Genomic DNA, 19,934 nt, shown 5'->3' with positions numbered 1-19,934 from the left:
TCCGCGCGGGGAAGGGCGAACTCGCCCCGGGTCGGTGACGTACGCGGGGCGTGCCCATCGCGACCGACGACCCGACACCCGGCTGCGCGACGCGCGTGGACGCGCGTCCTGCCGTGCTCTGCGGACTGCTCGGCGTCGCCGCGGCGCTCGCGGTGGGCGACCTCGTCGCCGGCGTGCTCTCGCCGGCGTCCTCTCCGGTCCTCGCCGTCGGCGGTCAGTTCATCCGACTCACGCCCGAGTGGCTCAAGGCCCTCGCGATCGCCACGTTCGGCGTCTACGACAAGCTGGCCCTGCTCCTCGGCATGGCGGTCGTGCTCGTGCTCGTGGCCGCCGCGGCGGGCCTCGGGAGCCGGCGCAGCGCAGCCCCGGGCGCACTCGTGGTCGTCCTCCTCGGTCTCGTCGCGGTCGCCTCGGCCACGGCCGCCCCGGCGTTCTCGCCGGTCGACCTGCTCGCCCCGCTCGCCGCCCTCGTCGCGGGGCTGGCGGTGTGGCTCGGGCTGCACCGGCTCGCGATGCGCCGCGCCGCCGCGGCGGCGACCGTCGGCGGCTCGGGGGCGTCCTCCCACGACGGCCCGGGCCGGGACGACGGCGGCGACGACGCGCCCTCGGTCACCGAACAGCCCACGGTGCATCGGAAGGGCCCGGTGGGGACGCTCGGCGCCACCCGGCGTCGCTTCCTGCTCGGCGTCGTCGGCGCCGCCGCGGGGGCCGCCGCGGCGGCCGCGGTGGGTCGTTGGCTCGCCGTGACCGGCGGGGCCGACGCGTCACGGGCGGCGGTCGGGGCGCTTCCCGACGTTCCGGGTCCCCTGGCCGATCTCGCCGGTGCGGACTTCGCCGCGCAGGGCACCCCGACGTGGCTGACGCCGACCAACGCCTTCTACCGCATCGACACCGCCCTGCAGGTCCCGCAGCTCACGACCCGCGACTACGCGCTGCGCATCCACGGGCTGGTCGACCGCCAGCTCCGCCTGTCCTACGACGATCTCCGGTCACGTCGCCTCGTCGAGGCGCCGATCACCATGACCTGCGTGTCCAACGAGGTCGGCGGCGCCCTGATCTCGAACGCCGTCTTCCTCGGCGTCCCGCTGACCGACCTGCTCGCCGAGGTCGGGGTGCGGCCGGAAGCCCAGCAGATCGCATCCACCAGCGTCGACGGCTTCACGACCGGGACCCCGATCGCCGCGGTGACCGATGGTCGCGCCGCGATGCTCGCCGTCGCCATGAACGGGGAGCCGTTGCCGGTGGAGCACGGCTTCCCCGTGCGCATGGTGGTTCCCGGCCTCTACGGGTTCGTGTCCGGCTGCAAGTGGCTCACCGACATGGAGCTCACCACCTTCGACGAGTTCACGTCCTACTGGCAGCAGAGGGGCTGGGCCGCGCAGGCGCCGGTGAAGACCCAGTCACGCATCGACGTCCCGCGCTCGGGGGGCTCCGTGCTGGCCGGGCGGACGACGCTCGCCGGGGTCGCCTGGGCCCAGCACACCGGGGTCGCGCGCGTCGAGGTCCGCGCCGACGGTGGCGCGTGGCAGGACGCCGAGCTCGCCCGCGACGTCTCGATCGACACCTGGCGCATGTGGCGCACCGACGTCGACCTGTCGCCGGGAGCACATCGCCTGCAGGTCCGCGCCACCGACCGGGGAGGCGACACCCAGGTGGCCACGCCCAGCCTCACCATCCCCGACGGCGCCACCGGCTGGCACACCGTCGACGTCACCGCCATCTGAGGACGGTGGCCGCGGCGGTCCAGGCCACCGGGCGGGCGACGACGGCAGTGGTCTCCTCGGAGAGCGCTCGGCAGCGTCGCAGGGGCCGCCCCACGTGAGCTGGACGGAGCTCGGGGCCCGGCGGTGTCGCCGTCGACCTCGGGGCGCGGGAGGGCGTCCTCCGGGACGCGTCGGACGGCGACGTCGAACTTCGCTGCCGCGGCCGACGAACACCTGTGTGCGTCGACCCTGTCGTGGGTCGGAGGAGGCCGTCATCATGATCAACGCCGCGTCACCGTCGACGGGTGGGCTCTTCGAGGAGCCGGCCTCGCTGGCGCTGGTGGCCACCGGGGTGCTCGTTCTGCAGGCGGGCACCGGTGTCCAGGTCCTGTGGCTGATCCTGGTGGCCGTCGTCTCGGCCTTCGTCAGTGGACACCTCGGTACCGCGGGGACCGCGGCACATCAGCCCGCCGAGCACGACGACCGCTCTCCGCCCTGAGGTCCCCGCCCGACCACGGGACGCCGGGCGGACCTGCGCGCCGACGTTGCCCACCGTCCGCGGCGTGGCGGGCGACGTGACGTCGACGTCGCCCAGCGCCCGGCGTGCCGCCGCGGCGAGGTCGCTGGCCCGGGCGAAGCAAGCCGCCGGGTCCTCGGCCAGGGCACCGGCGATCACGGTGTCGAACGCGTGGAGCGACGATGCGACCCGGGAGGACGTCGGCGTCGGGGCGTTGGCGTGCGCCCCACAGCTGCCCCGCGATCCCCGGCCCGTGCCCCCGGCAGGATTCGAACCTGCGACACCCGCTTTAGGAGAGCGGTGCTCTATCCCCTGAGCTACGAGGGCCTGCACGCAGCCTAGCTGCGCAGATGCGGTCACTGGTCGTCCTCGTCGTCGTCCTCGGATGGGTCCTGGGGCACATCCGGGGCACAGACGGCGCGGTCGAACCGGTCGGCCAGCTCGTCCAGTCTGTCAGGGAAGAGGTGCCCGTACAGGTCCAGGGTCGGCGTCGCCGCGCTGTGCCCGAGCAGCAGCGGCAGGACCTCGACGTCTGCTCCGGAGGCGATCGCCGGCGACGCCGCGGTGTGCCGCAGCTCGACCGGGGCAGTCGCGTGTCGTCCGAGGCCGGCATCGCGCCTCCCATCAGCGCGACCAGCGCTCGCTCGGCCCGTCGAGCTCCGACCCGTGATCCTCCCCCGGGGTACCGTCGCCGCCGGCCTCGCTGAGGCACGCGCGATCGTGGTGGCCACGGGCCACGGGCATGTGCACCGCCGAGACCGACGAGATGATCAACGCGGCAGCACCCTCACCGACGAGATCCAGGATATCGGCCGCGATGCGGCGCCCGCTGTCGGTGATCAAGCGTCGAGGCGGTGAGGACGAAGCTGCTGGCACGTCTGGGCAATGATGTTCCACACCTGGCGAGCTTCAGCGTCGTGCGCCAGCCACTCCTCCAGGTCGACGACCGCTTCGCGGTCACCATGAGCGGCGAGGACCTGGAGATCGACGAGTCGGTCGATCCAGGCGCGCCTGATGTGATCGGAGAGGGTCTGTACTGCCACGGATGAAGTGATCGTGTCCTACTTCCGAAGTGGATGGCGCTGGTGACGCCTACCTCGCCGACTCCTCGGATCCCACCGATCGGCCCGGCCGGTACGAGCCCACCACCGCCCCGCGCCCCTCGCGGAGCGTGGGAGAGGCCCGCGGCGACGGTGGTCTGTCGAGCACCGACACACAGAGCCGATGAGAGGAGCCGCTGGTCGCTTCCTAGGAGTGCCCATGCCCCTGATCGGGTCCTGCACTGAAGCCGTTGGTCCATGCGACCCTCGGCGGAGTCCCAGCTCTGAACCACTGTCCTCGTGCACGTCGCCGATGACAAGCATCGACGACGCCCGACCCGCTCGATCATCCGCGGGACGCCTGGACGGCACGACAGACGTCAGCGCTCCGCACCCCTGACGGCCGCCCCGCTCCTCACTGCTCGGCTGGTGGTTGGCCGGCGGGCATCTCGGACGGACCGCCCCGCGTGTCCGAACGCCGTCGCCGGGCGGACCGTGCCGTCCAGAAGCAGTCCGAGTACTTGCGGACACGTCGCGTGAGCGGGACCCTCGGCTTTCGCCAACCTGAGCGGGGGCCGCCAGTGGACGCCTCCACGCCGCGGACGATCGTGCTGGCCGGCGAGATCGGTCCACCTGAGATGATCAGCCTCGCCAACTACTGCGAGCACCTCGAGCGGGGCGGCCAGACGGACCTGCACCTGAACATGGCGGCTGTCACCCACTGCGGTCGCGAGGGGTTGGACGGCCTGCTCGCGTTGGTCGCGGGGCCCGGAGCCATGACGGTCACCGTCGACGGAGCGAGGTGGCGGCACTTCATGCAGCTGCTCAGCACTGCACCCATCGTCGAGATGCAGGGGCTGTGCGATTCCGTCCGCATGCTCCTGCCCCGGCCCGCAACGGGCTCCGCCTGACGGGTCGAGGCGGCGAGCCGGAGAAGGGCGTTGCTCGCGAATCTCCGGGGATCACGTCCTCCACGGATGAGCCGGAACCGGGGGAGGACGGGCCGTGTCCCGCGCGCGACCCCGGAGGCGTGACGCCCCGTTTGGGGTCGGCGCACGAACGGGAAACGCCCGACCGCCGCCGGCCGAGTGCCGACGGTTCGGGGCGACGCCGTCGGGGTTGAGAAGCCAGCGCCGGCGGGGTCGTCACCCGTCGCGGGACCGCCCTACGAGTACTCGGGCGAGCGCGAGGTCGACTCGGCCTCGTCGGGCAGGCGGGTGGCCGGCACGTCGATGCCGCGCGAGCGCTCGGCCGCCTCGAGGAGGGCCTGGCGGAACCGCGTGGTCTCCGGCCCGCCGTCCGAGGGGACGACCCGCGAGCTGCGCTCGGTCGAGCCGACCGGGGTGCTCAGCAGGCCGATGCCCTGCTCCGGCTCGGAGGTGACCTCGAGCTGGTGGAGACGGTGGAACGTGAGCTGCAGGTCCGGGTCGAGGCCGTCCCGCTCGGGGTCGCGGTCGACCACCACGAGGACCTCGGGCGTGAGCAGCAGCTCGGTGACGGCGTGGCGCACGCGGCCGCGGCCGAACCAGCGGCCGGAGCTCGCGGCGACCTCGGTGCGGACCGCGTGGGTCACCTCGGGCAGCGGGTCGCGGACGAGCCCGCGCGCCACCGACTGGTCCTTGATGAGCGAGATGACCGCCATCGGCAGGCTGTGCACCCCGATGACGCGCGACGTCGGCGACGAGCTCGCATTCCGGTGGGTCCCCACGACACCCCTCCCACTGCGCGCCGGAGCCGGGGATCCGACACCCGGAGGTGCTCGCGACGTCGCATGGGTGTGGTCGGGGTGAACCATGCGGGCGTTACACGCGGCACCCGGTCGGGGGACCTGTCACGGTGGAGACGTGGGTCACCAGGACGAGCGGGACGACCGTGACGACCCGGTGGCGCGGGCCGCGGACCTCCTGGCCCGTGCCCGGCGCGTCACCGTCCTCACCGGCGCCGGTGTGTCCACCGACTCCGGGATCCCCGACTTCCGCGGGCCGCAGGGCGTCTGGACGCGCAACCCGGCCGCCGAGCGCCTCGCGACGCTCCAGGCGTACGTCGAGGACCCGGAGGTCCGTCGGGAGTCGTGGCGCCAGCGGGCCGTCCACCCGGTGTGGGACGCGCGGCCCGGCCCGGCGCACACCGCGCTGGTCGACCTCGAGCGCTCCGGGCGCCTGCTCGCGCTGCTGACCCAGAACATCGACGAGCTGCACCAGGCCGCCGGCTCGTCGCCCGACCTCGTCGTCGAGCTGCACGGGACGCTCCACCACGTGGCGTGCCTGTCGTGCGGGGCGCGGGCGCCGATGTCCGAGGCGCTGGCGCGGGTCGCGGCGGGGGAGGACGACCCGCCGTGCCCGCACTGCGGCGGCATCCTCAAGTCGGCGACGATCTCGTTCGGCCAGGAGCTCGACGCCGGTGTGCTGATGCGGGCACGCCGCGCGGCGGTCGAGGCCGACGTCCTGCTCGCGGTGGGCACGTCGCTCGGCGTCCACCCGGCCGCCGGCGTGGTCGACCTCGCGGCGGCCGCGGGCGCGTCGGTCGTCATCGTCAACGGCGAGCCGACGCCCTACGACCCCGTTGCCGACGTCGTCCTGCGCGGCGGGATCGGCGAGGTCCTGCCGCGGCTCGTGCGTGACCTGCCGGCCGCGACGGACTGACGCGGCGTCAGCGGCTGCCGAAGTCGTCGAGCACGCGCACGAGCGGTGCCGGGTCGACCGAGACGTCGCCCGCGAAGGGGTGGTCGATCGCGACCGCCACGAAGAGCAGGACCCCGATCAGCGCCGCCAGGCTGCCCGTCATGATCATGTGCAGCCCGGTGCTGCGCAGCCCGAAGATCATCGCGAAGCCGATGGTGAGGAGCGCGCCGAAGACCAGGGCCACCCACAGGACGGGGGGCAGGCCCTGCTCCACGTAGTCGAGGCGCTGGGAGCGGAACGACACGAGCTCGCCGAATCGGTCGGCCTCGACGCTGACGTACTGCTGCTGGATCGGGGTGTCGGTGGGCAGCGTGGCGAGGTGCTCGGCCATGCGGTCCAGGGACGCGGCCACGGCCGGGTCGCCCGGCTCCCCGCGGGACATGGCCGGCCACTCCGGGTCGACCACGCTGCGCGCGTACGCGAGCACGTCGGCCTCGATGCGGTCGCGGACGCCGGGCGGGAACGCGACGGTCTCGCGGTAGAGCCCGCGCAGGGCGCTGGCCTCCTGCCCGACGAGGTCCTCGGCCTGGCTGAACTCCTCCCAGGACACGATGACGACGAAGGCGAGCAGCACGGCGTAGATGACGCCGACGATCGCGATGATGAAGCCGGCGACGTCGTTGTGGTCGCCCTCGGCGAGGCGCGGCCACCTCCGGCGGACGAGGAACTGGATGCCGACCGCCGCGGCGGGCACGGCGACGATGAGCAGCAGCCCCAGGAGCCAGATCGGCCAACCCGTCACGCGCCGGGATGCTAACCGCGCGTCGCGACGTGACCCAGTCCTCCCGGGTCGTGCAACCGCTCCGTCACGGGAGCACGATCGCGGCCATGCCTTCAGTCGACCTCGCCCAGCTGCCGCCGCGTCTCGCGACCGGCGCCTTCATCCTCAACTCCGGACTGCAGAAGTGGTCCGGCGACGAGCAGACCGCGGCCGGCCTGCACGGCTTCGCGTCGGGCACCTACCCCTTCCTCAAGGACATGGACCCGCCGACCTTCCTCAAGGCGCTCTCGGCCGGGGAGATCGCCGTCGGTGCCACGCTGCTGGCCCCGTTCATCCCGGGCCGGCTGGCCGGGCTCGCGCTCAGTGGCTTCTCCGCGAGCATGCTCGGGCTCTACCTGCGCACGCCCGGCATGCACGACGAGCACTACCGCCCGACCCAGCAGGGCACGCCCGTCGCCAAGGACATCTGGATGCTCGGCATCGGCGCCGGTCTCGTGCTGGGCGGCTCCCGCCGCCGCGCCGCGGAGAAGGCGGCGGCGAAGGCCGAGCGCAAGGCCGAGAAGGACGCCGAGAAGCGCGTGCGGGAGGCCGCGAAGCTCGCCCGCAAGCGGGGCCGGGAGGAGGTCCGCGCGGCCTGAGCGGCCACGCCCGCCTCAGGCGTCCGGGACCGCGATCTCGATCGGCGGGCTCCCGCGCAGGGTGTTCGTGACGTAGCAGACGCGCGCGGCGGCGGTGGTGAGCCGCTCGAGGTCCGCGCCGACCGGGGCGTCGGCGCGGACCTCGATGCGCAGCGACGAGAACCGCGGGCCGTCGTACGTGCCGGTCGCCTCGACGCGCAGGCCGCGCAGCTCGATGTCGCGCTTGGCCGCGCTGTGGGCGACGGCGAGCGTGAAGCACGACGCGATCGCCCCCAGCAGCAGCTCGGTGGGCTGCGGGCCCTGCCCCGTGCCGCCGGCCGAGGGTGGCTCGTCGACGACGAGCGGGAAGCCGCCGGCGTCGACCGTGCAGCGCATGCCGCCCTCCCAGACGGCCCCGACGGTGCGCTCCGCCGCGCTCACCGGGCGGTTCCACCGTCGTGCAACACGCGTGCAACACCGCGAGGCACAGTGGTCCCGATCACAGCCGCCCCCTCGTGGGCCCGACCGTGGAGGAGGCCGACATGACGCGGTCCGTCGCGGACGACGTCGTCGTCCCGCTGCCCCTCGACACCGGGGGCGTTCCGTGCGGCTGCCCCCCGGCGCTGCGGCGCAGCGCGCACCACGACCGGCTGCTCGCGGTGGAATCGGACCCCGAGGCCGTGCTCGACCTCTTCGAGCTCGCGGTCACGTGGGGCGAGCTGGACTACACGGGCGCCGAGGTGGTGCCGCCGGAGGCGTGGCTCGACTTCGCGGTCGACCACCCCTGGCGCTGCCCCGACCGCGTGCTGCGCACCTTCGCGCTCGCCTCCGACGTCGCCCTGCGCGGCCCGCGCCCGGGCGGCTGCGCGCTGTCGCCGGCGGACCTGCTGCGCGGCGAGCTCTGAGGGCCTCACCTCGGACCCCGCGCGAGCCGGGTGACGCCGTCGCGCGCCAGGTCGAACGCCGTCGCCACCGCGTCCGCGCGGCGCAGGCGCACCCGGCCGGTGTCGTCGACGCGCCCGACGACGGCCGCGTCCAGGTCCCGGGCGTGGATCGCGGCGATCGCCTCCGCCTCGCGCCCCGCGGGCACGCAGAGCAGGAAGCAGAAGCTCGGGAAGCAGGTCAGCCAGTCGCCGGGGTCGACGCCGGCCGGGGTCGGCACGGCGTCCAGGTCGACCTCGATCCCGAACGTCCCCCACTCCAGGAGCATGGCCAGCGACCCCACCAGCCCGGCCATGCTCACGTCCTTCGCGGCCACCACGGCCCCGGACCGCGCGAGGCTCGCGAGGAGCCGGACGTCGCCGGCGCAGCGCCGCCCGCGCTGCTCGAACGCGGGGAAGAACGGGAAGTCCTCGCGCATCGCCCCGTCGAGCGCGGCGGCCACGACCAGGCTCTGGCCCGGTGCCACGCGCGTGACCGAGAGGGGGTCCTCGACCTCGCCCAGCGCGAACGCCGACACCGACGGCTCGCCGTCGTGGCGCGTGAGGTGGCCGCCGAGGATCCCGACGTCATAGAGCCCGCAGGCGTGGCGCATGCCCTCGAGCACGGACCGTGCGTGGCCGTCCGACGCGGTCACCGTGTTGACGATCCCGAGCGGCACGGCGCCCATCGCCGCGACGTCGTTGACGTTCGTCAGCACCGCGGCGAACCCCGCGCCCCAGGGGTCCCGCGCGACGAACGGGGGCCACAGGGCCTCCCCGCACGCGACGACGCGTCCGCCCGCCGTCGTGGCGACGACGGCGCCGTCGTCGCCGGGGCCCGAGAGCCAGTCGGCCCCGCCGAGCACCTCGCTGACCAGCCCGATCGCCGCCTTCCCGGTGGTGCCCGGGTGGGTCGCGACGCGGTGGGCGAGCGCGGTGACCTCCGCGGCCGGGTCCGGGGCGGGGTGCGGGGTCGCGCGGGCGGAGGTGGCGCTGGACACCGGGCGGGCTCCCGTCGTCAACGATGGTGGTTGCACGTCCATTATGTGATCTAACATCGACGCATGGCGACCCCGAACTTCCTGACGTTGCCGGCCCGGACGTCCGCGCCGCGGACGACCGGGCTCACGCACGTCCTCGACCCGGGGGTCGGTCCGGCGGCGGCCGCCGATCTGCTGGCCGGCGCGGGAGCATGCGTCGACATCTGGAAGACCGGCTGGGGCACCGCCTACGTCGACCCGCGGGTCGGCGAGAAGCTGGCCGTGCTCGCGCGCCACGGCGTCGGGTCCTGCCTCGGCGGCACCCTGCTCGAGATCGCCTGGGCCCAGGGCGTGGCCGAGGAGTGCCTGGTCTGGGCGCACGCGGTCGGGTTCCGGCACGTCGAGGTCTCACGGGGCACGGTGCCGATGACGGTCGCCGACAAGCGCGCCCTGGTCCGTCGGGCCGCCGACCGCTTCGCGGTGATCACCGAGGTCGGGGCGAAGGACCCCGACCAGCAGCACACCCTCGACCAGTGGCGCGACGAGGCGGCCGCCGACCGGGAGGCGGGTGCGCGCCTCGTCGTCGCCGAGGGCCGCCAGAGCGGCACCGTCGGCATCTTCGACGCCGACGGCGAGGTGCGCGAGGACGTCGTCGACGCCCTCGTCGAGGCCGTCGGGCCGGAGCACCTCGTGTTCGAGGCGCCGCGGGCGGCCCAGCAGGCGTGGTTCGTGCGCCGGTTCGGCCCGGACGTCAACATCGGCAACGTCGCGCTCGACGACGTCCTCGGGCTCGAGACGCTGCGCCTGGGGCTGCGCTCGGACACGGCGTCCAGCACGGTGGGCGCCGCCGTGTGGGACGAGCTGGCGCGGTGACCGCGAACCTCGTCCCCGGGCGCTATCGGGGCGTCGCGGTGGCCCGGGCGCCGCTGCCCTACGACGAGGAGACGCTGCGGCGCCGGTTCCTCGGCCGCGAGGCCTACTGGAAGACCCGCTTCCTCGTCGTGCGCCCGCCCGGCACCGACGACGGCCCGGTCGCGCTGCTCGCGGTCACCCGCGCCGGCGTCGACGCGCTCTTCAGCCCCATCGTCGCGGTGTCGCTGCTCGCGGGACCCGACGAGTGCGTCCTGCTGCGCCGCCCGGAGCTCGACACCGCCGTGCCGTCGCTGCTCGCCGAGGCCGCCCGCGACGCCCCGGGCGCCCGGGCGGTCGTCGTCCAGGGCCGCTACGAGCACGTCAACTTCATCGTCGAGCCACGGCCGCTGCCCGTCGTGGTGCGCGAGGTGGTGCCGCCGTACCCGGCCAAGCTCGCCGACCAGGCCCGCCGGGTCCTCGAGGTCAGCGAGGACCTGGCGCCGATGGCGCTGCACGCGCAGACCGTCGACCTCGCCGACCTCGCCCGCGACCACCCCGCGCAGCACTACCTGCTGCCCTGCCGCGGTGGCGGCGGCGAGGTGCCCGGTGCCGTCGTGTCCTACCTCGACGAGCGGCCGCCGGAGGCCGACTGGACGCTGCTCGGCTGCGAGCGCTCGCGACAGATCCACCGGTGGTTCTACGGCCGCGACGCCCCCGGCGCCGACACCTGTCCGCTCGCCGCCGTGGCCGCGTCCGGGCCGGGTGCGGTGCTGACCAAGTGCTGCCTGCAGCAGGAGGAGCTCGCCGAGGGGACCGTCGAGGGCCCGGCGGGCACGACGCGCTGGGTGTCGGTCCCGTGGGGATCGTCGCTCGAGCACGTCCGCGAGGCGCTGCGGCGCCTGGCGGGGCGGGAGGAGCCCGCGTGGTCACCCGCCTGACCGACTCGCCGGTCTACGCCCACCTCTGGTCCACCCCGGAGCTCGACGCGCTGCTCGGCGAGCGGGCGCGCTGGCAGGCGTGGCTGGACGTCCTGGTCGCGCTGGCCCGCGTCCAGGCGCGGGCCGGGATCGTGCCGGTGCAGGCCGCGGAGCAGATCGCCGAGGGCGCGCGGGTGGAGCGCCTGGACTGGGACGAGGTCGCCGCGCAGACCCGCCTGACCTCGCACTCGACGCTCGGGCTGATCCGGGGCCTGCACGCGGTGCTGCCCCCGTCGGCCCGCGGGCACGTCTACCACGGGGCCACCGTCCAGGACGTGACGGACACCTGGTTCGGCACCGTCATGCGCGACGTGGGCGACCTCGTGGCGCGCGACGTGCGGGCGCTGCTCGCCCGGGTGCTGGCGCTCGCCGCGACCCACCGAGCAACGCCGATCGCGGGCCGCACCCACGGCCAGCCCGGGGCGCCGGTGACGTTCGGGCTGAAGGCGGCGTCGTGGGCCGACGAGCTGGCGCGCCACCTGGCGCGCCTCGCCGAGGGGCGCCCACGGTGGGCCGTCGGGCAGCTCGCCGGCGCGGTGGGGGCGCTCGCGTTCCACGACGACGACGGTGTCGACCCGCTCGCGCTGCGCGCGGCGTTCTGCGCCGAGCTCGGGCTCGGCGACCCCGGTCTGTCCTGGACCACGAGCCGCGACCGCGTGGCCGAGTTCGGCGGCGTGCTGGCGATGGTGGCGGGCACGCTCGCCCGCGTCGGCGGCGAGGTCTACGAGCTGGCGCGCCCCGAGATCGGCGAGCTCGCCGAGCCGACCACCCCGACAGCGGTCGGCAGCATCACCATGCCGCACAAGCGCAACCCCGAGGTCTCCGAGCACCTCGACACCCTCGCGCGGCTGGCCCGCTCGTCGGCGGGCGTGCTGCTCGAGGGCGTCGTCGCGGCGCACGAGCGCGACGGTCGGGCGTGGAAGGCGGAGTGGGCTGCGCTGCCCGAGGTGTGCCTGCTGGTCGGGACGGCGACGTCGCTCGCCCGCACCCTGCTCGACGGGCTCGAGGTGCACGCCGACGCCATGGCCGCGAACCTCGCCCGCCACGGCGACCGGCTGGGCTCCGAGCGGGTGCTCGCGGCGCTGGCGCGCCGCCTCGGCAAGCACGCCGCGCAGGAGCTCCTCCAGGACGTCCTCGCCGGCGGCGGCGACCTGGCCGACGAGCTCGCCGGGCGCGGGGTGGCCGGCCGCGACGAGGTCCGGGCCTGGCTCGAGCGCCCCGCCGACCGCCTGGCCGTCGCCATGGTCGACGCGACGGTGGCCCGGCTGGGCGAGGGGACGCCGTGACGTCCGCGCGCTTCCCCCTCGCCGTGCTGCCGACCCCCCTGACCCGCCTCGACCGGCTCGCCGCGGCGCTGGGCCGCGGCCCGTTGTGGGCCAAGCGGGACGACCTCACCGGGTTCGGCGTCGCGGGCAACAAGGCCCGCGCGCTCGAGCACCTCGTCGGCGACGCGCTCGCCCGGGGCGCCGACGTCCTCGTCACCGGCGGCGGGCCGGACTCGAACTTCGTGGCCGCCGCGGCGCTGGCGGCCGCCGTGGCGGGGATGGACTGCGAGCTGGTGGTCGCCGGCGGTGCCCACCGCACGACCAACCTGGCCCTGGCCGCCGACGCCGGGGCGGTCCTGCACCCGCTCGACGGGCCGCGCGAGGGGATCGACGCCGCCGTCGAGCGGCTCGCGGCCGGCCTGGCCCGGGAGGGACGGCGCCCGCTCGCGGTGCCGCGCGGCGGGTCGACGCGGGTCGGGGCGGCCGGGTTCGCCGCGGCGGCGGCCGAGGTCGTCGCCCAGTGGCCGGAGCCGCAGCCCCCGGCGTCCGTCGTCATCCCGGTCGGGAGCGGTGGCAGCGTGGCCGGGCTGCTCGCCGGGCTCGCCGCGGCCGGAGCCGACTGGCCGGTGCTCGGGGTGTCGGTGAGCCGCCCGCCCGACGAGATCACCGCGACGGTCCTGGACCTGGCCGCCGCCACCGCCGGCGCCCCGCCGCGCGCCGACCTCCTGACGATCGTGGACGCCCGCGGCCCCGGTTTCGGCGTCGCGTCCCCGGCCGACCGCGCGGCCGCCGCCCTCGTCCGCCGCACCGAGGGACTCCTGCTCGACGACACCTACGGCGCGGAGGCCGCGGCCGTCCTCGTCGAGCACCTGGGGACCGACCCGCGCCCCGCTCTGTTCTGGCTCACCGGCGGGATCCCGTCGGCCCTGGCGCACGCCGGGGAGCAGGCCCACGACGAGGAGATCCGTGAGCGCACACCGTGACGAGGGCCCGCCCGTGGGCGGGCCGGCCCCGGAGCTCGTCGACTCCGGGTTCGCGCTGGAGAACGCGGACGCCCCGTTCCTGCACCGCGGGCTCAACCTCGCCGACATGGCCCACGTGCTCGACCTGTCCCGGCGCGGGCTCGTGCCACCGGCCGCCCGGCGGGCGCTGCTCGAGCTGCTGCTGGTCGCGCACGCGACGCCCGCCGACGAGTTCCCGTACGACCCCGCGCTCGGCGAGCCGTACAACTCCCGCGAGGCGTGGTCGGTGTCCCACCTCGGCGACGTCGCGGGATGGCTGCACGCCGGCCGGCCGCGCCGCGAGGCCGTCCGCATCGCCCTGCGCCTGCACGTGCGCCACCAGATCGCCGAGCTCGTCACCGAGGCCGTCCGCTTCGGCCGTGACGCGGTGGCGCGCGCCGAGGAGCACGTCGAGACGGTGATGCCCGACCAGACCTACCTGCAGCACGCGCAGCCCTCGACGTTCGCCCACTACCTGCTCTCGTTCGTCTACTCGACCGTGCGCGACGCCCAGCGCCTGCTCGCCGAGCTCGACTGGGTCGACACCAGCCCCGGCGGCGCCGGCTGCGTCAACGGCACGCGGCTGCTCGAGGACCGGGCGTTCGTGGCCGAGTCGCTGGGGTTCTCCGGGGTCATCGAGCACACCCGCGACGCGATGTGGCAGGTCGACGGGCTGATCTCCGTGCTCGCGGTGGCGTCGAGCCTCGTGTCGAACCTGTCCAAGCTCGCCGAGGACCTGGAGATCTGGTCGTCCAGCGAGTTCGACTACGTCGACCTCGACCACGGCTTCACCCGCGCCAGCGTCCTCATGCCGCAGAAGCGCAACCCGTACTCGCTCTCGATCATCCGTGGCGCGTCCGGGGTGCTCATCGGGCGGCTGTCGGGCTTCCTCGCGGTGAGCAAGAGCCCCTCGGCGCGCAGCGACAACCTCATCTACGCCTACGGCGAGGTGCCCCGCGCGCTCGACCTCGCCGTGCGGATCACGCGCCTGTCGGCCGGTGTCGTGCGCACCCTGCGCGTCAACGGCGCGCGGCTGGCCGAGGAGGTCCGCGGCGGCTACAGCCAGGCGACCGACCTCGCCGAGCACCTCGTGCAGACCTGCGACGTCGACTACCGCACCGCCTACCTGGTCGTCGGCCGGGCCGTGCGGGCCGCGAGCCGCGCGGGCGTGCCGGGCGTGGAGATCACCGGCGAGATGCTGGACCGCGCGGCCGTCGACCACACCGGGCACGCCCTCGGTCTCGCCGGACGCGACCTCACCGAGGCGCTCGACCCGTGGCGGATCGTGCTCTCCCGCGACGCGCAGGGCGGTGCGGCACCCGCCGCGGTGCACCGGATGACGACGGACCTGACCCGCCGGCTCGACGACCTCGACGACCGCGCCCGCGAGCGCCTGGCGGCGTTCGACCGGGCCGAGAACGCCCTGCTCGAGGCGGTACGCGCCGCCACGGACCCCGCGATGGAGGACACCGCATGAGCGCACCCGTCCGCGCCCTGCCCGACGAGATCGCCGTGGTGAACGTCGGCCTGCCGATGTTCGCCGAGGCGGTCCGGGCCCAGGGTGGCACCGTCACCCACGTCGACTGGCGCCCGCCCGCGGCCGGCGACCCGGCGGCCGTGCGCGCCCTGACCCGCCTGTACGCCGACGAGCGGATCGACGCCGCGAACACCGAGGTGCTGCGCCGCCTCGACACCGGGGTGCCGTTCCTGACCGCCGTGCGCCGCGCCGACGAGGTCGTGCCCGGCGTCGGCGGCCGGATGCTGCTGCACTGCGGCCCGTCCATCGCCTGGGAGCAGGTGTGCGACCCGCTGCGCCGCTCGATGCGCGCCGCCACCGTCGCCGAGGGCTGGGCCGCCGACACGGCCGAGGCCGACCGCCTGCTCGCCGCCGGCGACGTCCGGCTGGAGCCCGCCAACCACCACGACACCGTCGTGCCCATGGCCAGCGCGATCGGGCCGTCGGCGCCGGTGCTGGTCGTCGAGACGGCGCCCGACGACGGAGGCGGGCCGGTACGCGCGTTCGCGCCGGTCAACCAGGGCCCCGGCGAGGTGCCGTGGTTCGGCCGCGACACCGACGCCGCGATCGCCCGCCTGCGCCTGCTCCGCGACGTCGTCGGGCCCGCGCTCGCCGCCGTCCTCGCCCGGTCCGGGCCGCTGGACGTCCTGGCCGTGGCCGCGCAGGGCATCGCGATGGGCGACGACCTGCACATGCGCACCCAGGCCGCCACCAACCTGCTCGTGCGCAGCTGGGTGGGCCACGTCGCCGCCCTGCCCGACGACGTCCGCGGCCCGTTCGCCGACTTCCTCGCCGGCAACCACCTGTTCTTCCTCACCCCGGCCATGGCCGCGGCGAAGTCGCTGACGCTGTGGGCCACGCGGGTACCCGGGTCGACGATCGTCACGACGATGGCGCGCAACGGCACGACCTTCGGGATCCGGCTGCCGGGCTCGGACCGCTGGTACACCACCGAGGCCCCGCCGGTCGGCGAGGCGCTGTACTACTCGGGCCACAGCCCCGACGACGCCGCGCGCGACATCGGGGACAGCGCGGTGCTCGAGCTGGTGGGGATGGGCGGGCCGGCCGCCGCGAACTCGCCGGCCGTCGCGGCGTTCCTCGGCGGCAGCATGGCCGACGCGGCCGCGGCCACCGACGGCTTCCGCCGCATCTGCGCGGGCACCAGCAGTCGGTTCACCCTGCCGGCGGCCGGCTTCACGGGCACGCCGGTCGGGGTGGACCTGCGCCGCGTGGTGGCCACCGGCGTGACACCCAAGGTCACCACCGGCATCCTCGCCGCGGCCACGGGTGAGGGGCAGGTCGGCGCGGGCGTGGCGACGGCCCCGCTCGCGTGCTTCACCGACGCGCTGCTCGCCCTCGCCCAGGGCTGACGCCGTGGTCGCCGTGCTCGACGCCGGGCTCGGGGCCGCCGCGCTGCTGCGCCGCCCGGTGACCGGGCGGGTGGTGTCGGTGCACCGGCGCGCGGCCTACCTGCGGTTGGACACGCAGCGGAGCGGAGCTGGACCATCGGGGGAGGACGGGGAGCTCGTCGCGCTCGTGGCGCCCGGGGTGGAGCCGGGACCGCTGCACGTCCGCGTCACCGACCTGCCGGCCTGCCGGGCGGGCGAGCGCGTGACCGGCGACGGGTCGACGCTGGCCGGGCCACGCTGGGCGGTCGGCGGCCCGGGCACGGTGTGGCGGGGGAGTGCCCCCGCGCTCGGCCCCGTCGACGACGCGCTGCTCCGGCCGGCGCTGGACGCGGTGGCCGGGCAACCGACCCGGACCACCCTCGAGGAGCTCGCCGCGGAGCTCGGGGGCCGCGGCCCCGGCCTGACCCCGGCGGGCGACGACGTCCTCGCCGGGCTGGTGCTCGTCGCCCGGATCGCCGGCGGCGAGCCGGCCGAGCCGGGGCTGGCCGACCTCGTCGCCGGCGTCCGCACCACCGAGGTGTCCCGGGCGTTCCTGGCGTGGGCGGCGCGCGGGCAGTCGATCGCGCCCGCGCACGACTGGCTGGACGCCGTCGCCGCGGGCGACGCGGCCGAGGCCCGGCGGGCGCTCGCCCGCCTGCACGCCGTCGGCGCCGACTCCGGCCGCCACCTCGGCGCCGGCCTGGCGCTGGGGCTGTGCCGGACGGGAGCGGGTCAGCTCCCGCGGGTCGTCAGCCAGACCGCCCGGGCCACCGCCGGCCCGTCGTTGCGCCAGCGCACGTGACGGTCGGCGGGGTACTGGATGGTGTCGCCGGCGCCGATGGTGTGGCGCTCCCCGGCCACCTCGAACGCGAGCGTGCCCTCCAGCAGGTGCACGAGCTCCTCGCCGGCACCCCGGCCCTCGGACGACCCCGAGCCGTCGACGTCGACGACGACCAGCGTGCCGCCGACACGGAACCGCTCCGGCGCGGCCGTCAGCGCGGTGCGGACCGTGCCGGGCTCCTCGGTCGGCACCACCGCGCCCGCCCCGGCCGGGACGACGCTGGCCACCGCGGCCGGCCCGTCGTCGCCGACGAAGTGGCCGATCGGGCGCTCGAGCGCGTCGGCCAGCTTCAGCAGCGTCGTGATCGTCGGGACCATGTCGCCGCGCTCGACCTTGTGGATCGCGGCGGCCGAGACGTCGGCGCGCCGGGCGAGCTGCTGCAGCGACAGGCCCGCCCGCTGCCGCAGGTCCCGCACCTTCGGACCGATCGCGTCGACCACCGACTCCCAGCCGGGTGGTGACGCGCCGGGTGGCGACGACTCGGGTGCCGGCTCGGCGGTCGATCGGGCCACGGCGCTACTCCTTGACACCCACGACGCGGTCAGTATGGTCAACAAGCATCAACTTTGGTGGACATCCTGTCGGATCCGGCGCTGGACGTCGACCGGCTCCGAGCCACGCATCGTAGGGGTCGAGGAAGAGGTCCGTGTGCCGCAGAAGACCGTGATCATCGGTGGCGGGGCCGCCGGGCTGGGCGCCGCCGGCGGCGTGAAGGCCGTGGCGCCGGACGCCGAGGTCGTCGTCTACACCGAGTTCGAGGACGTCGCGTACAGCCCGTGCGGGATCCCCTACGTCCACGGCCACGAGATCCCCGACTTCGAGAAGCTGTTCCTGGCCACCAAGGAGCAGTACGTCAAGGTGGGCATCGACGTCCACTACGAGACGACGGTGTCGGCGATCGACACCCGCGCGCGCACCGTGACCGTCGAGGGCGAGGGCACCGTCGGCTACGACACACTGATCGTCGCCACGGGCTTCGAGTACGCGGACCCGGGCGTGCCCGGCGGGGACCTCGACGGCCTCTACTACGTCAAGAACATCCGCCGGGCGATGGAGTGGGACAAGGTCCTCGACTCGGTCAAGAAGGCCGTCGTCGTCCACGCGACGCCGCTGGGGGTCGAGATGACGACCTCCCTGGCCCACCGCGGGATCGAGACGCACCTGATCGACCCCCACCCGTGGCCGCTCGCCGACATGGCCGACGCGGACATCATGGCGCCCGTCGAGGAGTCGTGGCGCGAGCTCGGGGTGGTCGCGCACTTCAACACCACGCTCAAGGGCTTCGTCGGCCAGGGCCACGTCAACGCGGTGGCCACCTCGGACGGGGAGATCCCGTGCGACCTCGTCGTCGTCGCGACCCACAAGGAGCCCAACGCCCGGCTCGCGGCGGCGGCCGGCCTGCAGATCGGTTCGACCGGCGGCATCGTCGTGGACGAACGGATGGCCACGTCGGTTCCCGGCGTGTTCGCCGCGGGCGACGCCGTCGAGGTCCCCCACGGGCTGACCCGGGTGCCCCTGCAGGGCCTGACCGGCAGCCACGCCTACGCCCAGGGCAAGACCGCGGGCTCGAGCGCCGGGGGCGGCACCCGCACCTACAAGGCGGTCTACGTGCCGTGGGGCACGCCGGCCGGCAAGTGGGTCATCGGCGGCGCGTCGTTCGGCGAGACCACGGCGACCGCGCTCGGCATCCCGTACGTGCTCGGCCAGGCGCAGGGCATCTCGCGCGCCCGCTACTACCCGGGCGTCAAGCCGGTGAAGGTCAAGTTGCTCGCCGAGCCCGGCTCGCTGCGCCTCATCGGCGCGCAGATGGTCGGCCAGGAAGGCATCAAGGAGCGGGCCGACTTCCTCGCCATGGCCGTCAAGCACGGCTTCACGTTCCACGACCTCGCCGCGATGGAGAACGTCTACTCCCCGGCGATCGGGGCGCTCAACGAGCCGATCGTCGTGGCCGCGACCAACGGGCTCGACGAGCTGCGGAAGGCCGGGAAGCTCTGAGATGGCCAGAGGACGATCCAGGCCCTCCTTCTCGCGCTGGCTGCGCGAGAACTCCCAGCACTACCTGATGGTCGGCGCCCACGAGCAGCTCGCCAAGCGCTACCCGGGCACGCGCGCCCCGGCGCGCCCGCACGGTGCGCTGGAGATCGCCTGGCTGCGCGTCTTCGCCCCGGTCTACCGGGCCCTGCCCTGGCCCCTGCGCCACCGGATCCTCCGCGCGATGCCGGGCAGCCACCGCCGGACCTGGGCGCCGCCGCCCGCGCGCCGCGACCCGGCGGTCTGAGCACCGCCCACCGACCGCGGCGGGACCCGCCCGCCGGCAGCACCGCAGACGACAGAGACGAGGGGTACCAGTGGTCCAGATCGTGGGTGAGCGTGTCAGCAAGGGCGACGCGATCGTCGACTACGAGGACAAGGTCTTCGACGACATCCAGGCCGAGGCAGGCGAGAAGGCCTACATCTTCATGCACACGGTGCCCTACGAGGGCTCGGTGGGCCTGGTCAACATGCTGACCGCGACCCGCATCCGCCGGAAGGGCTTCGACACCAGCATCGTGCTCTTCGGGCCGGGGTCGCTGATGGCCTCCGCCTCGCGCGGCTACCCGAAGGTCGGCGACGAGGGCTTCCCGGGCGCGCTGGGCTACAACAAGCAGCTCCAGACGTTCATGGACGAGGGCGGCCACATCTACGCCTGTCGTTTCTCCGCCGCGATGCTCTACGGCATGCGAGAGGTCGACATGATGGAGGGCGTCAAGCCCATCAACCCGCTCGACGTCCTCGACGCCCAGCTCACCGCGCGTCGCGAGGGTGCCCTCGTGATGCAGACCTGGACCGTCTGAGCACGACGCCGTCGGTCGGAGGAGACGGGGCGGCGCACCGGGGCGCCGCCCCGGCCGGGCGCCGACCACCAGGGAGGGAGC

General features: G+C 75.1%; 23 protein-coding genes and 1 tRNA gene. 17 read left to right on the top strand and 7 right to left on the bottom strand.

Annotation, left to right across the window (positions count from 1 at the left end):
• The first annotated feature begins 50 nt into the window (after positions 1-50).
• On the top strand, positions 51-1,724 hold the full coding sequence (locus ABD994_RS02695) for a molybdopterin-dependent oxidoreductase (protein ID WP_345410834.1): 1,674 nt from the start codon (positions 51-53) through the stop codon (positions 1,722-1,724).
• Between the two features lie 256 nt (positions 1,725-1,980).
• Positions 1,981-2,202 (top strand): hypothetical protein, encoded by a 222-nt coding sequence (locus ABD994_RS02690; RefSeq protein ID WP_345410833.1) that lies wholly within the window; start codon positions 1,981-1,983, stop codon positions 2,200-2,202.
• A 272-nt stretch (positions 2,203-2,474) separates the two neighbouring features.
• Here the strand turns inward: ABD994_RS02690 and ABD994_RS02685 are convergent.
• A tRNA-Arg gene (locus ABD994_RS02685) sits at positions 2,475-2,547 on the bottom strand.
• Positions 2,548-2,844: 297 nt separating this feature from the next.
• The gene (locus ABD994_RS02680) at positions 2,845-3,063 is read right to left on the bottom strand and encodes a hypothetical protein (RefSeq protein ID WP_345410832.1); all 219 of its coding nucleotides are present in this window, start codon (positions 3,061-3,063) and stop codon (positions 2,845-2,847) included.
• A gap of 11 nt (positions 3,064-3,074) precedes the next feature.
• Here ABD994_RS02680 and ABD994_RS02675 point away from each other — a divergent pair, with 11 nt between their 5' ends.
• Together ABD994_RS02675 and ABD994_RS02670 are read left to right on the top strand one after the other, a co-directional pair.
• Positions 3,075-3,269, top strand: coding sequence for a hypothetical protein (locus ABD994_RS02675; protein ID WP_345410830.1), 195 nt, complete (start codon positions 3,075-3,077; stop codon positions 3,267-3,269).
• Positions 3,270-3,796: 527 nt separating this feature from the next.
• Positions 3,797-4,171 carry a hypothetical protein gene (locus ABD994_RS02670; RefSeq protein WP_345410829.1) on the top strand — a complete coding sequence of 125 codons (375 nt, stop codon included), beginning with the start codon at positions 3,797-3,799 and terminating at the stop codon, positions 4,169-4,171.
• 254 nt (positions 4,172-4,425) lie between these two features.
• On the opposite strand, the gene ABD994_RS02665 is transcribed toward ABD994_RS02670, so the two are convergent.
• The gene (locus tag ABD994_RS02665) at positions 4,426-4,968 is read right to left on the bottom strand and encodes a hypothetical protein (protein WP_345410828.1); all 543 of its coding nucleotides are present in this window, start codon (positions 4,966-4,968) and stop codon (positions 4,426-4,428) included.
• 136 nt (positions 4,969-5,104) lie between these two features.
• On the opposite strand from ABD994_RS02665, the gene ABD994_RS02660 reads away from it, so the two are divergent.
• Positions 5,105-5,902: an SIR2 family NAD-dependent protein deacylase gene (locus ABD994_RS02660; RefSeq protein ID WP_345410827.1), complete on the top strand. Its 798-nt coding sequence runs from the start codon at positions 5,105-5,107 to the stop codon at positions 5,900-5,902.
• Positions 5,903-5,909: 7 nt separating this feature from the next.
• On the opposite strand, the gene ABD994_RS02655 is transcribed toward ABD994_RS02660, so the two are convergent.
• On the bottom strand, positions 5,910-6,683 hold the full coding sequence (locus ABD994_RS02655) for a bestrophin-like domain (protein WP_345410825.1): 774 nt from the start codon (positions 6,681-6,683) through the stop codon (positions 5,910-5,912).
• 86 nt (positions 6,684-6,769) lie between these two features.
• Here ABD994_RS02655 and ABD994_RS02650 point away from each other — a divergent pair, with 86 nt between their 5' ends.
• Positions 6,770-7,300 carry a hypothetical protein gene (locus ABD994_RS02650; RefSeq protein WP_345410824.1) on the top strand — a complete coding sequence of 177 codons (531 nt, stop codon included), beginning with the start codon at positions 6,770-6,772 and terminating at the stop codon, positions 7,298-7,300.
• Positions 7,301-7,315: 15 nt separating this feature from the next.
• On the opposite strand, the gene ABD994_RS02645 is transcribed toward ABD994_RS02650, so the two are convergent.
• Positions 7,316-7,720, bottom strand: coding sequence for an OsmC family protein (locus ABD994_RS02645; protein ID WP_345410822.1), 405 nt, complete (start codon positions 7,718-7,720; stop codon positions 7,316-7,318).
• A 101-nt stretch (positions 7,721-7,821) separates the two neighbouring features.
• On the opposite strand from ABD994_RS02645, the gene ABD994_RS02640 reads away from it, so the two are divergent.
• The gene (locus ABD994_RS02640) at positions 7,822-8,184 is read left to right on the top strand and encodes a hypothetical protein (RefSeq protein ID WP_345410821.1); all 363 of its coding nucleotides are present in this window, start codon (positions 7,822-7,824) and stop codon (positions 8,182-8,184) included.
• Positions 8,185-8,189: 5 nt separating this feature from the next.
• Here ABD994_RS02640 and ABD994_RS02635 read toward each other — a convergent pair whose 3' ends face one another.
• A complete protein-coding gene (locus ABD994_RS02635; RefSeq protein WP_345410820.1) occupies positions 8,190-9,200 on the bottom strand; it encodes an AIR synthase related protein in 1,011 nt (336 codons plus the stop codon).
• A gap of 63 nt (positions 9,201-9,263) precedes the next feature.
• Here ABD994_RS02635 and ABD994_RS02630 point away from each other — a divergent pair, with 63 nt between their 5' ends.
• The 7 genes from ABD994_RS02630 to ABD994_RS02600 are packed head-to-tail and all read left to right on the top strand — an operon-like array spanning position 9,264 to position 16,980.
• The gene (locus tag ABD994_RS02630; RefSeq protein WP_345410819.1) at positions 9,264-10,052 is read left to right on the top strand and encodes a phosphosulfolactate synthase; all 789 of its coding nucleotides are present in this window, start codon (positions 9,264-9,266) and stop codon (positions 10,050-10,052) included.
• Positions 10,049-10,969 carry a DUF7714 family protein gene (locus ABD994_RS02625; RefSeq protein WP_345410818.1) on the top strand — a complete coding sequence of 307 codons (921 nt, stop codon included), beginning with the start codon at positions 10,049-10,051 and terminating at the stop codon, positions 10,967-10,969. The genes ABD994_RS02630 and ABD994_RS02625 overlap by 4 nt, the downstream gene beginning before the upstream one ends.
• Positions 10,954-12,294: a class-II fumarase/aspartase family protein gene (locus tag ABD994_RS02620; protein ID WP_345410816.1), complete on the top strand. Its 1,341-nt coding sequence runs from the start codon at positions 10,954-10,956 to the stop codon at positions 12,292-12,294. The genes ABD994_RS02625 and ABD994_RS02620 overlap by 16 nt, the downstream gene beginning before the upstream one ends.
• A complete protein-coding gene (locus tag ABD994_RS02615; protein WP_345410815.1) occupies positions 12,291-13,256 on the top strand; it encodes a 1-aminocyclopropane-1-carboxylate deaminase/D-cysteine desulfhydrase in 966 nt (321 codons plus the stop codon). Before ABD994_RS02620 ends, ABD994_RS02615 begins: the two co-directional genes overlap by 4 nt.
• Positions 13,240-14,751 carry an argininosuccinate lyase gene (locus ABD994_RS02610; protein WP_345410814.1) on the top strand — a complete coding sequence of 504 codons (1,512 nt, stop codon included), beginning with the start codon at positions 13,240-13,242 and terminating at the stop codon, positions 14,749-14,751. Before ABD994_RS02615 ends, ABD994_RS02610 begins: the two co-directional genes overlap by 17 nt.
• Positions 14,748-16,160, top strand: a complete 1,413-nt coding sequence (locus tag ABD994_RS02605; protein ID WP_345410812.1) for a YlbE family protein — start codon at positions 14,748-14,750, stop codon at positions 16,158-16,160. Before ABD994_RS02610 ends, ABD994_RS02605 begins: the two co-directional genes overlap by 4 nt.
• Before the next feature lie 4 nt (positions 16,161-16,164).
• On the top strand, positions 16,165-16,980 hold the full coding sequence (locus tag ABD994_RS02600; protein WP_345410811.1) for an oxamate carbamoyltransferase subunit AllH family protein: 816 nt from the start codon (positions 16,165-16,167) through the stop codon (positions 16,978-16,980).
• Here the strand turns inward: ABD994_RS02600 and ABD994_RS02595 are convergent.
• The gene (locus ABD994_RS02595; RefSeq protein WP_345410810.1) at positions 16,911-17,531 is read right to left on the bottom strand and encodes a helix-turn-helix domain-containing protein; all 621 of its coding nucleotides are present in this window, start codon (positions 17,529-17,531) and stop codon (positions 16,911-16,913) included. The genes ABD994_RS02600 and ABD994_RS02595 overlap by 70 nt on opposite strands.
• 136 nt (positions 17,532-17,667) lie before the next feature.
• Between ABD994_RS02595 and ABD994_RS02590 the strand changes: the two genes are divergently transcribed.
• From ABD994_RS02590 to ABD994_RS02580, 3 genes are all read left to right on the top strand, one after another.
• Complete coding sequence (locus ABD994_RS02590; RefSeq protein ID WP_345410809.1) at positions 17,668-19,014, top strand: FAD-dependent oxidoreductase; 1,347 nt, start codon at positions 17,668-17,670, stop codon at positions 19,012-19,014.
• Between the two features lies 1 nt (position 19,015).
• The gene (locus ABD994_RS02585) at positions 19,016-19,297 is read left to right on the top strand and encodes a hypothetical protein (protein WP_345410808.1); all 282 of its coding nucleotides are present in this window, start codon (positions 19,016-19,018) and stop codon (positions 19,295-19,297) included.
• An 82-nt stretch (positions 19,298-19,379) separates the two neighbouring features.
• Complete coding sequence (locus ABD994_RS02580) at positions 19,380-19,853, top strand: MSMEG_0572/Sll0783 family nitrogen starvation response protein (RefSeq protein ID WP_345410807.1); 474 nt, start codon at positions 19,380-19,382, stop codon at positions 19,851-19,853.
• Positions 19,854-19,934 lie beyond the last annotated feature (81 nt).

Source organism: Actinomycetospora chlora, from assembly GCF_039542135.1.
Lineage (GTDB): Bacteria > Actinomycetota > Actinomycetes > Mycobacteriales > Pseudonocardiaceae > Actinomycetospora > Actinomycetospora chlora.
The sequence above is the reverse complement of the archived record's forward strand: the minus strand, read 5'-3'. Positions and strand labels throughout refer to the sequence as shown.

Excerpts from the sequence above, each read along its gene's own strand:
- ABD994_RS02690 (WP_345410833.1), top strand. The coding sequence starts at position 1,981 with ATGATCAACGCCGCGTCACCGTCGACGGGTGGGCTCTTCGAGGAGCCG.
- ABD994_RS02650 (WP_345410824.1), top strand. The coding sequence starts at position 6,770 with ATGCCTTCAGTCGACCTCGCCCAGCTGCCGCCGCGTCTCGCGACCGGC.
- ABD994_RS02640 (WP_345410821.1), top strand. The coding sequence starts at position 7,822 with ATGACGCGGTCCGTCGCGGACGACGTCGTCGTCCCGCTGCCCCTCGAC.
- ABD994_RS02630 (WP_345410819.1), top strand. The coding sequence starts at position 9,264 with ATGGCGACCCCGAACTTCCTGACGTTGCCGGCCCGGACGTCCGCGCCG.
- ABD994_RS02605 (WP_345410812.1), top strand. The coding sequence starts at position 14,748 with ATGAGCGCACCCGTCCGCGCCCTGCCCGACGAGATCGCCGTGGTGAAC.
- ABD994_RS02585 (WP_345410808.1), top strand. The coding sequence starts at position 19,016 with ATGGCCAGAGGACGATCCAGGCCCTCCTTCTCGCGCTGGCTGCGCGAG.